Source organism: Paenibacillus sp. YIM B09110 (genome assembly GCF_037167145.1).
Classification (GTDB): Bacteria; Bacillota; Bacilli; order Paenibacillales; family Paenibacillaceae; genus Pristimantibacillus.
Map to the genome: position 1 here is coordinate 60,539 of NZ_JBANSP010000015.1, position 12,765 is coordinate 73,303.

A 12,765-nucleotide genomic window follows, 5' to 3' on the forward strand; every position below is an offset into this window, starting at 1 on the left:
ACGGAATATTTGTTCGCAGAATAAACTTAGATAATCGAAAGGAAATTTACCAAAATGATACGAGAACTGGAAGACCAGGCCTGGATGACGGAAGCTATCGCAGAAGCCCGAAAAGCTGAGCAGATCGGGGAAGTGCCTATCGGGGCTATTATCGTTCGAAATAATGAGATTATCGGGAGGGGGTATAACTTAAGAGAGACGCAGAACGATCCAACCGCCCATGCGGAGATGGTCGCTATCCGCGACGCCACAGAACGCATCGGCGCATGGCGATTACTGGACTGCACGCTCTACGTCACATTGGAACCTTGTCCGATGTGTGCAGGCGCAATCGTCCAGTCGCGTGTGAAACGTGTCGTCTATGGCACAACCGATCCGAAGGCCGGCTGTGCCGGAACACTTATGAATCTTCTTCAAGAGCCGCGCTTCAATCATGAAACGGAGCTGACGAGCGGCATTCTTCAGCAAGAATGCGCCTCCTTGCTAACGCAGTTCTTCCGCAAATTGCGGGAGAAGTAATCATCTATTCGATTGCCTGGAAGAACTGTAAGTCAGCTCTTCCCGCTGTAGATATTGCAGTTCTACAATTAATTGATCAGCTTCTTCGCTGATCGCCAGAACGTCGGGGTCAGTCAAGCTGCCTCGTGCCTCAGCCATTTCGTGAAGCTTAAGCCGCAGCGAATGCAATTGTTGCAGCAAATTGTATTTGTCCATATTCGCTTCGGGGCACGCTCCTTATATAGCACTCGTGTGGTAATAGTTCTATTATACTCCTAGACTTTTAAGGAGTTTGTAAAATCATGTCGACGATCACCAGCAATTTTCATTTATTATTCGACATATGCGCTTTATTTTTCACCCTTTAATAGTTCTAATTTCCTATTTCTGTTTATATTGAAAGGAAATCAATTTATAATCATTTACGTGAAAAGCCGATTAAGACGCCTATTATTGCTAATAAATCCATTTGTATTATAAGGAAGTATGCAGTAAAATTATTTAAGCAAATCAAGCGGGGTGTGCCTTTCTATGAACAATAAAGCAGTCATCTTAGGATGCAATTATTATATCGGTCTTAGTACAATTCGTTGCCTCGGCGTTAATGGAATACATACGGTTGCCGTCGATTACACAGACAATCATAATTACGGTGCTCAGTCCAAGTATTGTTCAGAGCGGCTGATTGCCCCTCATTATAAGAATGATAAGAAGGCTTTCATTCAATTTCTGAAGGACTATGCCAAAGGGCAATCCGCGCCTCCAGTGCTCATTCCTTGCCACGACAATTATGTCGAGGTGGTAGATGAATTTTTGGAGGAGCTGCGCGAGTTCTACCTCATTCCGCAGGATGTTCCTGGCATCTACACGAACCTGATGAACAAAGAAATTTTGCACCGTCTGGCGAGCGAGAACGGCGTAGCTGTCCCGGAAACCGTCCGCGTGGACGAAGACCGATTTTTTGAAAAAGTAGAATCGATCTTGAAATATCCATGCGTCGTGAAACCGACTGATTCCCCTTCGTTTGTCGCGAAGTTCAGGAAGAAGCTGTTCATTGTCGATAACAAAGCGCAGCTCGTTGAGGCGCTCGAGAAATCGAAGCAAGCTGGACTTGAAGTCATCGTACAGCGCATTATTCCAGGCTTCGATGATCATATGTACACCTATGACGCGTATTTGAACCAAGATTCCAAGGTGACGAACTGGGTAACTTGCCAGAAGTACCGCCAGTTCCCGATCAACTTCGGCGCTTCCGTCTATACGGGACAGAAGTATGTACAGGAACTGCACGATATCGGCGCTCCATTCCTAGAGAAGATGAAATGGAAAGGCTTCGCCGAGATTGAGTTCAAAAAAGACGCTGATACCGGTCAGTTTTACTTGATTGAGGTCAACGTGCGCATCACTAACTTGAACAACCTGCTTTACAAAGTCGGAATGAACATTCCTTATCTCACATATATGGAACTGACAGGCTCGCCGCAGCCGCCAAGCGCGCTCAAGAAGGACACGAACCGCGTGTTCTGGTATTTCTACGAGGACTTGCTGGCCATCAGAGGTTACGTTCGCACGAAGCAGCTAACCGTCGGCCAAGTGTTCAAGTCGCTGTTCAAGCCCAAAGCACCTGCTATCTGGTCATGGAGCGATCCGAAGCCTGCCTTCGGATTCCTTCGCATGATTACCGGCAAAATTTTACGCAGATCATGAATCGATTCGGACAAAGGAGTGCGTTTAAATGATTCTGTTACGGGAACTACTGACATCCACCGCAACTTTAGATACGCTGCATCCGAAGGATATAACGGTTTCGGGAATTAGCTACCACTCCCAGAAGTGCAAGCCGGGCGACTTATTCGTCGCAATCAACGGCTACCAAACGAATGGCCACAAGTATCTCGGCAACGCGGTTGAGAACGGCGCTGTCGCTGCTGTCGTCGAAGAGTTTAACTTCGATCTCGACATTCCGCAAATTCGCGTAGCGAACAGCCGTATCGCTTTAGCGCAGCTTGGCGCGGCATTCTACGGCAACCCTGCCGACAAGATGAAGATGATCGGCATAACGGCGACGAACGGCAAGACGACAACCTCCTATATGACCAATGCCATCCTAGAGAACCATGGTCTCAAGACGGGGTTGATCGGTACGGTTGTCATCAAAGTTGACGATGTCTCTATCCCGTCGGAGCTGACAACGCCGGAATCGCTTGACCTGCAGCATTACTTGAAGCAAATGGTCGATAAAGGCGTTTCGCATGTCAGCATGGAGGTATCCTCCGCCGCGCTGGAGACTCGCCGAGTCGAGGGCGTCGATTACGACATTGTGACGTTCAACAATTTAAGCCGGGAGCATATCGACTCCCACGGAACGTTCGAGCAATATTTTGAGGCCAAATCCAGCTTGATCACGAATGCGGGCGAGCACAGCTACGCCATACTCAATCTCGACGATTCCTACTCGGCATCGCTCGCGGATAAGACGAAAGCAAGCGTCGTGACGTTCGGCGTGAAGAGCAAGGAAGGCCATATTTATTGCAAAAATCTCGATCTGTCAACGGGACGCGCACGTTATACATACGAGATTGTGAAGCCGTTCCAAGTGGATGGCACTTGGCATGCGGCTGGTGAATTCGATATTCAGCTTGCCGTGCCAGGTCTGCATTCCGTCTATAATTCGATGGTGGCCATTACAGTGTCTCTACTCTGCGGCATTCCCGTAGAAACCATTCAAGCGACGATGCGTACATTCGCCGGCGTTGAGCGCCGGTTCGAGTTCATATATGAAAATGATTTTATGATTATCGACGATCATTTCGCCAATCCAGGCAATATCCATGTCACGCTGGAGACGGTGAAGTTCATGGATTACGATAAGCTTCATCTTGTCTATGCCATTAGAGGCAGCCGCGGACCTACCGTCAATCGGGAAAACGCCGAGACGATTGTCCAGTGGATGAAGCGTTTGGAGCTTGATGAAATCATTGCTACACGAAGCGTCTCGCATGTGACGAGCAAGGACTTCGTCACCGATGAGGAGACGCAGGTATTCCTAGATGTTATGGAGCAGGCGAACATTCGTGTACGGCTGTATGACGAGCTGCCTGAAGCGATTGCTGAAGGACTGTCCCATGCAGCGTCTCGCGACTTAGTGCTGCTGGCTGGCTGCCAAGGCATGGATCCCGGCGCTCAGATCGCGCTGAAGCAGCTTGAGGACAGATCCGCTGCCAATTAATCCGCCGCATGGACAACTAATTCATTTTAAAAGTGGGTAGAGCAATGGAACATAAGAGCTTAGGCGTCATTGGCGGAATGGGCCCGAAGGCAACCTCCGTTTTCTTCGATAAGGTGATTGAGCATACGGCAGCCGACCGCGATCAAGAGCATATCAACATGATCATTCTGAATCATGTGACGCTGCCTGACCGTACGAGTGTCATTCTTAGCGGACAAGGAGAGCTGTTTTTGGAGGCGATCGCGAAGGACTTCAAGCTGCTTGAGCTGGCTGGCGCGGCGAACATCGCCATTCCGTGCAATACGTCGCATTACTTCTACGATCAGATGCAGCAAATGACCACCGTTCCGATTATTAATATGGTCGACGAAACGTTGAGGGCCATTCACGCGAAATACGGCGATAATAGCAAGATCGGCATACTGGCGACCACTGGCACTATTAACAGCGGTGTTTATAAGGCGGGTTGCGAGAGCTACAATATGAAGCTCCATGAGCCGAATGAAGCGATTCAAGAGCTCGTGATGGACATTATCTATAATCAGGTAAAAAGCAATCTGGAGGTCGATCCGGCCGTTCTTGAGGGCATCATTAACGAGCTTGTCTACCAAGAGGGCTGCAACTGCGTCATTATCGCTTGCACGGAGCTGTCGTGCATACCGATTAGCAAACAAACGACGGAGATTAGCATCGACGCTATGCAGGTGCTCGTGGACCAATCGATTGTGCGTTCCGGAAAGCAGACGATTACTGAGATATAACTGAGCGTTAGCGGTGTAGGGTGCGATCCCTGCACCGCTCTTTTGTGTTTGTCGGTCTACTCAACCCACTCACGCACGGACTGCCACCTCCAACTCTCTCTGTAAGATCACATATGCTCTTACAGTACGAACACACTAGCTACTTCACGCTATAAGCTCACTGGTGCTCTTACGGCTGACTTACGCACGGACTGCCTCCTCCAACTCTCTCTGTAAGATCACATATGCTCTTACAGCACGAACACACTAGCTACTTCACCGCTGTAAGGTCACTGGTGCTCTTACGGCCCACTTACGCACGGACTGCCACCTCGAACTCTTGCTGTAAGAGCACATATGCTCTTACAATACCAACACACTAGCTACTTCACCGCTGTAAGCTCACCGGTGCTCTTATAGCTCCCTCCCGAACGAGCGGCTAAGGCATACACACATGAAATGCGCACATATCTGCTTTTTTCGGTTTTTCGTTGCATTTTCATTGATACAGTTGATACAATGTATGAAGGTATTTCAATTCGGCTCTGAAGAAAGGAAATCCATGTCCACATATCCATATTCCCGTATCAAGGAAGATATTAAGAAACGAATACTGGAAGGCGAATGGCTTGGCGATACGAAGCTGCCATCAAGCCGCGACTTCGCCGAGTCGTACCAATCAAGCGTGAATACGGTAGAGAAAGCGATCAAGGAACTGTGTGCGGAAGGGCTGCTGAAGAGGGACAAGCGACGCGGCACGTTTATCGAGAACGGCGTCTCCTCGCCGCTCAGCCAAAGCCGTTCCGGACTCATTGCCGCTTCGGTCGTCGGTATCGATAACCCGTTATGGGCATCCGCGCTTCGAGGGATCCAGGACGTGCTTCAACTGCGAGGGTATCACCTGCTCAGCTATAGCGACGACCGCAACCTCGACAAGCTGGAATCGCTTATCAAAGGAGCGGTCGCCAAGCGTGTAGACGGCGTCGTTCTCAGCCCCATCTACGATCAGAATCATGAGGAGCGCAACCAAAAGCTTTACCGCTTACTGAAAACAAACGGCATCAAGGTTATTTTCCTCGACCGCTACATGTACAATAGCGACATCCCGTTCGTAACGAGCGATAACGCGGCAGGTGCTTATCAGCTCACCAAGATGTTGATCGAGAAGGGTCATCGCCGCATCCTATTCATCCGCAACTCCGAACTCAGCACGTTTAATGAACGGCTGCTTGGCGTGAAACAAGCTTTTCTCGACTCGGGAATCGAATTCGCGCCCGAGCTGGATATACTTCTTCCGACCGCCTTCGAGAACTTCGCCGATGAATTCGAGGCGTACAGCTCGCGCCTTGCTTCGCTCATTACAGAGAGCGGCTGCACAGCGATCTTCTCAGCCAACGACCAGATCGCCGAAGCCGCAATTGCAGCGCTAGATAAGCTGCAGCTGCGTATTCCCGAGGATATCTCGCTCGTTACCTATGACGCTTTAAACCTCAACCTTAAGCTGAAACTCGACATTACGGGCATTAATCAACCCTTCTACGACATGGGGCGCACCGCAGCGCAGCAGCTCATGTATGTGCTCGAAGGCAAAGATCATCTATCCGTGCTTGGACAAATATGTAAAGGCGAGATCAATTACGGCAGCTCGATAGGCAAAGCACTGCCGCTGGAATCCATCGTCTAATTTCACCCCTTATACGGCTTGGCAAGAAGAGAGACTGAACCTGTTCAGTCTCTTTTCTCTGTGTCATCTGTATTAATTATTAACAAAATATTATTTAATTATTGACACAGTGAATAAACGGATTTATGATAAGGCTGTAAATTAACACAGAATATTCAAATCTGTATCAAATTTATTGATACAGACGCCGACGAGAATCGAGCTGCTACCTTCAGCAAACTTCAACTAATGAACGCAATCGATGATGCAGGCCTCAGTTGTAAGCGCTATCGTCTCTATCTATACAAGACGAAGCCTTCAATATACTATTTTCACTAAGGGGGTAACGCAATGCACAAGCGGTACGGAAAAATAGTGGTGGTCTTGTTCGTATTCATCCTCATGACAGCGCTTGCTTCGGCATGCAGCGGAGGATCGAATAAGGGCAACAACGAGGGCTCTTCAGGAACGAACGAGCCCAAGCAGACAGACGAAGCAACCAAGGCGCCCGACTCCGGCAAAAAAGAGAAGCTCGTCTACTACGGGTTCTCGGAATGGGTGGCCGATCCGAGCATCGCTCCCGTCTTCGAAGAGCTGAAAACGAAGTTCGAAAGCGAAAATCCCGGATACGAAGTGGAATTCCAAAGCGATCCATGGGGCGATTGGGAAACGAAGTATAAAGTGATGTTCGCAAGCGGCAACGCGCCTGACGTATTTATCGTCAACAACCCGGACTTCCCGACATTCGCGAATTCCGGCTACCTGCTCGACCTTGGCCAAACGCTGGGCGACGCCGCATTCACAGACTTCTTCCCAGGCATTCTGTCCATGTATACATGGGACAACAAGCACTTGGCGCTTCCGTACACGACCGACGCACGCGTCCTCTGGTATAACAAGGAAGTGTTCAAGCAAGCCGGGCTCGATCCGGAGAAGCCGCCGACAACATGGAGCGAGCTTAAGGAATATGCCGCTAAGATTACAGAAGCAACGGACGGCAAAGTAGCGGGCTTCGGCATGGACCTCGGTCTTAAGGAATTCCCGACACAAAGCTTGTTCACCGCTTCCACCGGATCCATTATCAATGTGGACGGCGGCGCCATTACGCCTAACGTCAATACGCCGGAATTTAAAGGCTATCTGCAACTGCTTGCCGATATGAAGCCTTCTTATGAATCGGATTACGCTACGCTCGATCACCTTAAGCTCGGCACGCTGTTCGCACAGCAGAAAGTAGCGATGGTCATTGCGGGTACATGGGTAACCGATCAGAACCCGGATTTGAAAGCAGCAACGTTCTTCGGACAATCGCTTGTTCCGAAGATGGATGCAAGCGCTCCGGACGGCTCGTTCGGCGGCGGCTTCGGTATCGGAGTCTCGGCTAGCTCGAAGCATCCGGAAGCGGCTGCGAAGCTGGCGCAAATGTTGACCTCGGTCGACTTCAACGCACGCACGATGACCGACGTACCGGCGAACAACGCTTCGCTAGCGGTGTCGAAGTTCGCTACCGATCCGGCTTACGCGATTTTCAAAGACCAAATTAAATTCGCAAGACAATCGCAGCCAAAAACGCTTTACTACAAAGAAATCGACGCAGCTGTCTACGACACGGTGACAAAAGTCATCATCGGCGACCAAGCGGTCGACCAGGCTGTCAGCGATCTAGAGAACAAAATCAAAGAAATAGCAGCGCAAAAGTAACCGGCTAGGGCAGGCAACGCAACCCGCGGACACCTGCCCTCTTGGTTAAGCCGAAGTTCGGGAGATATGCTTATGACAGATAAACGGCTTCTACGCAAGTTTGTTCCTTACCTCTATTTATTGCCATCGCTAGTCGTAATCGTAGGTTTACTGGCTTACCCGTTATTTTATAACCTATATGTCAGCCTTCACCGGTGGCAGCTTAGCAAGCCCGATAAGCCGTTCATCGGACTCGATAATTTCAAGGACGTTATTACAGACGATATTTTTATGAAAATATTGCTTACGACAATGATATGGACAGTGTGCGGAGTGCTGCTGCAGATGGCAGCCGGGCTATTATCCGCCCTATACGTGGACGAAAGAAGACGAAGCAAAGGCATTCTGCGCTCCGTGCTTCTGCTCCCTTGGGTGCTGCCGGGCGTCGTAACCGCCTTAATGTGGAGCTGGATGCTCCAATCGGATATGGGCATCGTGAACGACATTCTCCAGTACTTGCATCTGACCGATAAAAATATTTCGTGGCTGGGCCCCGACCGGGCGTTATCCACCTTAATTCTCGTCAATACGTGGAAGGCGTTTCCCTTCTGGTTCTTGATGCTGCTTGCATCGCTGCAGGACATTCCTGACGATCAGCTGGAAGCGGCGAAGATCGACGGCGCAAGGTGGTTCAGTATTGTTCGCTATATCAAAGTGCCGCATCTCATGCCGATTATCGGCGCGACCGGCGTCATTACGACGATATGGACGCTCAATTATTTCGACCTGATCTGGGTAACGACCAAAGGCGGTCCGATGGATGCGACCTCCACTCTACCGATCTACACGTACCGGCTGGCATTCGAATTTTTTGACTTCGGCAAATCGTCGGCCATGGCGCTCATTAGCTTGGTCATTATCGGAGTGATCTGTTCGCCGTATATGCGGGCCATGCTGAGATCAGTGAAGGAGTGAGCGTGAACACCATGAAATCGTCTCTTAGAACCGTTATAAACGTTGTTGTTATTGCCGCTGTAATGCTCGTTATCTTGTTTCCCCTCTATTGGCTGTTCGTGACGTCGACGAAGCCGTCGGAGGAAATATTCCGCGATCCGCCTACGATGCTGCCGGAGCAATTCACTTGGGAGCATTACGGCAATGTGTTCCGAAGCTCGGAAATTCCGACCTACTTCATGAATTCCGTCATCAATACGGCAGGTACGGTGCTGATCGTGCTAGTCATCGCAAGCTTTGCCGCCTATAGCATGACGCGTTATGCGTTCAAGGGGAAGCTTCTCTACTTTACCGTTATTTTATTCGCTCAAGTGATGCCGCTAACGACGCTGATCGTTCCCCTGTACATCATGTGGGGCAAGTTCGATATGCTGAACTCGCACGAGAGCATTATTTTGACCAACAGCGCTATTATGCTTCCGATGGCGATTTGGCTGTTAACCGGCTATTTCAAAAGCGTGCCCAAAGATATCGACGAAGCCGCGACGATCGACGGCGCTTCCTCGCTCGGTATTTTGTTCCGCATGGTTATTCCGCTTGCTAGGTCCGGTCTCGTGGCGGTAGGGCTGACCGTCTGCATTACGGCTTGGCAGGAAATGCTGCTCGCCATGACGTTCATCAACTCTGACGCCATGCGAACGCTGCCTGCAGGCATCAATACGTTCATTACGAAATCCGGCATTCAATGGGGACCGCTGAATGCGGCGGGAATCGTGACGACGCTGCCCGTACTGCTCATTTTCATCGTGTTCCAGAAGGCGCTCGTTAGAGGACTTACGGCGGGAGCGACGAAAGGCTGACCTCCCCGGGGTCCACACACTTATCTGCAATACCGGAGGCGTTAATTATGTATGCAAAAGAACGTTTTTATCATATAGCCAAATGGATCAGGGAAAAGGAACGACTGCTGTACCGACCGCTTCGGGAAGTGAAGCTCTCCTACTCGCCAGCGGATCAGTGGCTGTCGCTTGAAGAGGCGCTGGAGCTAACATATAGCGAAATGGCTCCCGGCATGCAATGGGGAACGACGTGGCAATACGGCTGGTTTGGCGGAATCGTCGAACTGCCCGCCGAAGCAGCGGGGCATCGTGTTGAACTGCGGCTCGCGCTCGGTTCGGAGAGTACCGTGTATGTGAACGGCAAGCTGGCCGGCGCTATCGATCTGCAGCACAAGACCGTGACGTTGACGACGGATGCAGCGGCTGGCGAGCGGTACGCGATTATGGCGGAAGCTTATGCCGGTCATGACCGCGAGCTTCCCGTCTATAAGCAATCCTGGCTCGTTCGATCCAATGAGGAGATGTATCATTTTTTCATCGATCTGGAATCGCTGTACCAGCTTCGGAACCTGATTGACCCGAAGACGCTCAGAGCAAGCGAGATCGACCAGGCGTTCGAGCGGCTAATCGCCCTCATGGATTGGAGCGTCCAAGACGACGCGCTGGAGGCGATGGCTCGCGCCGGACGTGACGTGCTAAGGCCGCTGCTCGACTGCGTGAACGGATCGACCGCGCCAAAGCTGTTCATGATGGGACAGTCCCATCTCGACATTGCTTGGCTGTGGCCGATCGAGGAGACGAAGCGCAAGATCGCGCGCACGCTATCCAATCAGCTCGCTCTGCTGGAGCAGTATCCGGAATATCGCTACGTGCAGAGCCAGCCTTATTTGCTGCAGCTGACGAAGGACTTATATCCCGAGCTGTTCGATCGCGTGAAGCGGTACGTCGCAGAGGGCCGGATCATTCTTGAAGGCGCCATGTGGGTAGAGCCGGATGCGAACATCCCGAGCGGCGAAAGCCTAGTTCGCCAGTTCTTGTACGGAAAGGCTTTCCTGCGTGACGAGTTCGGCGTCGATAGTCAGATGTTATGGCTGCCCGACGTCTTCGGCTATTCCGGCAACCTGCCGCAGCTGATGCGCAAGAGCGGCGTCCGTTATTTCGCTTCGGTCAAAATGTTCCAAACCTACGATAACGACGGCGATCCATTCCCGTACAATACGTTCGCATGGGAAGGCATCGACGGCTCGTCCGTTCCCGTTCATCTGCTTGATTACGGTCCGTTCCCGAATCCGGCGGACGTTAACTTCGCCATGCTCCAGTGGAAGGACCGTACGCAGACGTACGGCATTTCGACCCGCCTCTCGCAATTCGGCTATGGCGACGGCGGCGGCGGTGCCAACCGCAACGACTTGGAATTTTTGCGGCGCATAAATGACCTGGAGGGCGTACCGCGAACGGCGATCAGCTCGCCGATCGATTACTTTGAAGACCTGGAGCAGCGCGGCATGCCAGGCAGCCGTTATGTCGGCGAACTGTATTACTCCGCGCATCGCGGAACATTCACCTCGCAGGCCGCGATGAAACGCGGCAACCGCGCCGGCGAAGCAGCGCTGAAAGAAGCTGAGCTGCTCAGTACGCTTGCAGCTCTGGCAAGTGCAGGCCGAACCGCTTATCCGCTCGCGCAGCTAGAGGAAGCATGGAAGAAGCTGCTGCTCCTGCAGTTCCATGATATTTTGCCGGGAACGTCCATCGAGCGCGTACATGAAGAGGCTAGAGGAGGTTTTGCAGATATGCTTCAGACTGCTCATGAGATAAGCCGCGAGGCCGCCTCCTCTTTAGTGAAGGGCGAGCCTGATGCGGGCATCACGCTGTTCAACGTGCTGCAATGGGAGCGAAGCGCCCTGATTGAGCTTCCGCAAGGCTACGAAGGCGCTAAGGACAGCCTTGGACGAAGGCTGCCTGTGCAGTCTGCGGACGGCATGCTGTATGCGCGTACCGAGCTGCCGGCCAGCGGTTACCTCTCCATAGAACCCGCTCCCGCGCTGCCTGCTGAGGAAGTGACTTTGCGCGGCGCATGGGCAACGGCCGATACACTCGAGAACGAGCTGTTGCTCGTCCGCTTTAATGAGCGCGGAGAAATCGTTAGCATTTGGGACAAGGAGCGTAGAGAAGAATGGGCCAGCGGATTGTGCAATCAATTCCGCCTATACCGCGATCAAACGTCTAACTATGACGCTTGGGAGTTGGATCGCCGTTATGCAAGCTCCGAGCTTGAGGTTACGGAGTCTGCCGAACTGACCGTAACGGCAAGCGGTCCTTTATTCGCGGAAATCACGATTCGCAGAAGTATGGCGTCGTCTACCCTCGTGCAGACCGTTCGGCTGACTGCGGGCGGCCGCCGCGTCGAATTCAAGACAACCGTCGATTGGAAAGAACGCCATAAGCTGCTAAAGGTCGGCTTCCAAGTGAACGTGCATACGAACGAAGCGCTTCACGAGATGCAGTTCGGCTACGTCAAACGGCCGAATCATTTCTCAAGGCCGCATGACGCCGACCGTTATGAGGTAAGCCAGCACCGCTGGTCCGCTTTCGTCGAAGGTGACCGCTGCTTCGCGCTGCTGAACGATTGCAAATACGGCATGAATACGTATAGCAACGAAATGAACCTGACGCTGCTTCGCGCGCCTTCGGACCCTGATGCGACGGCAGATGTCGGTCTGCATGAATTTACGTATGCGTTCCATGTCTGGAACGAAGGCTTCGTCAGCAATCCGGTCATTCGTGAAGCGTTAGAGCTGAACACGCCTATTCCGCAAGCGGCCGGTGCAGTTGGAACGTTCTGCGGCTTGCTCACATCGTCCGATCTCAATATCGTCGTCGATACGGTGAAGATGGCCGAAGACGGCTCCGGGCATGTGATCGCCCGTCTGTACGAGTCCAAAGGCATGTCGGCGCGCAGTACGATTTGCTTCGCCTACGGTTTCTCCAGCGTCCGGGAAACCGATTTGCTGGAACAAAATGCAGGCGATGAGTTGGCTGTGAACGGCCCTTCGGAGGTCGAGCTGCGGTTTACCCCGTTCGAAGTGAAGACCATTCGAATCATCCCGCTATAAAGCGATCACTTGCGCCTCCAACTTCACCCATGTTAAAATGTGAAGTGTT

Annotated in this window: 10 protein-coding genes; 9 read left to right on the forward strand and 1 reads right to left on the reverse strand. The window is 51.7% G+C overall.

Annotation, left to right across the window (positions count from 1 at the left end; translation table 11 throughout):
- Window positions 1-54: 54 nt before the first annotated feature.
- Window positions 55-519 (forward strand): tRNA adenosine(34) deaminase TadA, encoded by a 465-nt coding sequence (gene tadA, locus V8F51_RS20525; protein ID WP_337102296.1) that lies wholly within the window; start codon window positions 55-57, stop codon window positions 517-519.
- Here the strand turns inward: tadA and V8F51_RS20530 are convergent, their stop codons facing one another.
- A complete protein-coding gene (locus V8F51_RS20530) occupies window positions 520-714 on the reverse strand; it encodes an aspartyl-phosphate phosphatase Spo0E family protein (protein ID WP_337102297.1) in 195 nt (64 codons plus the stop codon).
- Between the two features lie 315 nt (window positions 715-1,029).
- On the opposite strand from V8F51_RS20530, the gene V8F51_RS20535 reads away from it, so the two are divergent.
- The 8 genes from V8F51_RS20535 (at window position 1,030) to V8F51_RS20570 (ending at window position 12,716) form a co-directional block, all read left to right on the forward strand.
- On the forward strand, window positions 1,030-2,205 hold the full coding sequence (locus tag V8F51_RS20535) for a carboxylate--amine ligase (RefSeq protein ID WP_337102298.1): 1,176 nt from the start codon (window positions 1,030-1,032) through the stop codon (window positions 2,203-2,205).
- A 28-nt stretch (window positions 2,206-2,233) separates the two neighbouring features.
- Window positions 2,234-3,727, forward strand: coding sequence for a Mur ligase family protein (locus V8F51_RS20540; RefSeq protein WP_337102299.1), 1,494 nt, complete (start codon window positions 2,234-2,236; stop codon window positions 3,725-3,727).
- A gap of 44 nt (window positions 3,728-3,771) precedes the next feature.
- Window positions 3,772-4,488 (forward strand): aspartate/glutamate racemase family protein, encoded by a 717-nt coding sequence (locus tag V8F51_RS20545; protein ID WP_337102300.1) that lies wholly within the window; start codon window positions 3,772-3,774, stop codon window positions 4,486-4,488.
- A gap of 541 nt (window positions 4,489-5,029) precedes the next feature.
- On the forward strand, window positions 5,030-6,151 hold the full coding sequence (locus tag V8F51_RS20550; protein ID WP_337102301.1) for a GntR family transcriptional regulator: 1,122 nt from the start codon (window positions 5,030-5,032) through the stop codon (window positions 6,149-6,151).
- A gap of 330 nt (window positions 6,152-6,481) precedes the next feature.
- Entirely contained in the window at window positions 6,482-7,831 is a 1,350-nt protein-coding gene (locus tag V8F51_RS20555) for an extracellular solute-binding protein (RefSeq protein WP_337102302.1), read from the forward strand.
- Window positions 7,832-7,903: 72 nt separating this feature from the next.
- A complete protein-coding gene (locus tag V8F51_RS20560) occupies window positions 7,904-8,785 on the forward strand; it encodes a carbohydrate ABC transporter permease (protein WP_337102303.1) in 882 nt (293 codons plus the stop codon).
- Window positions 8,786-8,796: 11 nt separating this feature from the next.
- Complete coding sequence (locus V8F51_RS20565; protein ID WP_337102454.1) at window positions 8,797-9,624, forward strand: carbohydrate ABC transporter permease; 828 nt, start codon at window positions 8,797-8,799, stop codon at window positions 9,622-9,624.
- Window positions 9,625-9,671: 47 nt separating this feature from the next.
- On the forward strand, window positions 9,672-12,716 hold the full coding sequence (locus V8F51_RS20570) for an alpha-mannosidase (protein WP_337102304.1): 3,045 nt from the start codon (window positions 9,672-9,674) through the stop codon (window positions 12,714-12,716).
- The last annotated feature ends 49 nt before the right edge of the window (window positions 12,717-12,765 follow it).

Excerpts from the sequence above, each read along its gene's own strand:
- V8F51_RS20565 (WP_337102454.1), top strand. The coding sequence starts at position 8,797 with ATGAAATCGTCTCTTAGAACCGTTATAAACGTTGTTGTTATTGCCGCT.
- V8F51_RS20555 (WP_337102302.1), top strand. The coding sequence starts at position 6,482 with ATGCACAAGCGGTACGGAAAAATAGTGGTGGTCTTGTTCGTATTCATC.
- tadA (WP_337102296.1), top strand. The coding sequence starts at position 55 with ATGATACGAGAACTGGAAGACCAGGCCTGGATGACGGAAGCTATCGCA.
- V8F51_RS20560 (WP_337102303.1), top strand. The coding sequence starts at position 7,904 with ATGACAGATAAACGGCTTCTACGCAAGTTTGTTCCTTACCTCTATTTA.
- V8F51_RS20530 (WP_337102297.1), bottom strand. The coding sequence starts at position 714 with ATGGACAAATACAATTTGCTGCAACAATTGCATTCGCTGCGGCTTAAG.
- V8F51_RS20540 (WP_337102299.1), top strand. The coding sequence starts at position 2,234 with ATGATTCTGTTACGGGAACTACTGACATCCACCGCAACTTTAGATACG.
- V8F51_RS20550 (WP_337102301.1), top strand. The coding sequence starts at position 5,030 with ATGTCCACATATCCATATTCCCGTATCAAGGAAGATATTAAGAAACGA.
- V8F51_RS20570 (WP_337102304.1), top strand. The coding sequence starts at position 9,672 with ATGTATGCAAAAGAACGTTTTTATCATATAGCCAAATGGATCAGGGAA.
- V8F51_RS20535 (WP_337102298.1), top strand. The coding sequence starts at position 1,030 with ATGAACAATAAAGCAGTCATCTTAGGATGCAATTATTATATCGGTCTT.
- V8F51_RS20545 (WP_337102300.1), top strand. The coding sequence starts at position 3,772 with ATGGAACATAAGAGCTTAGGCGTCATTGGCGGAATGGGCCCGAAGGCA.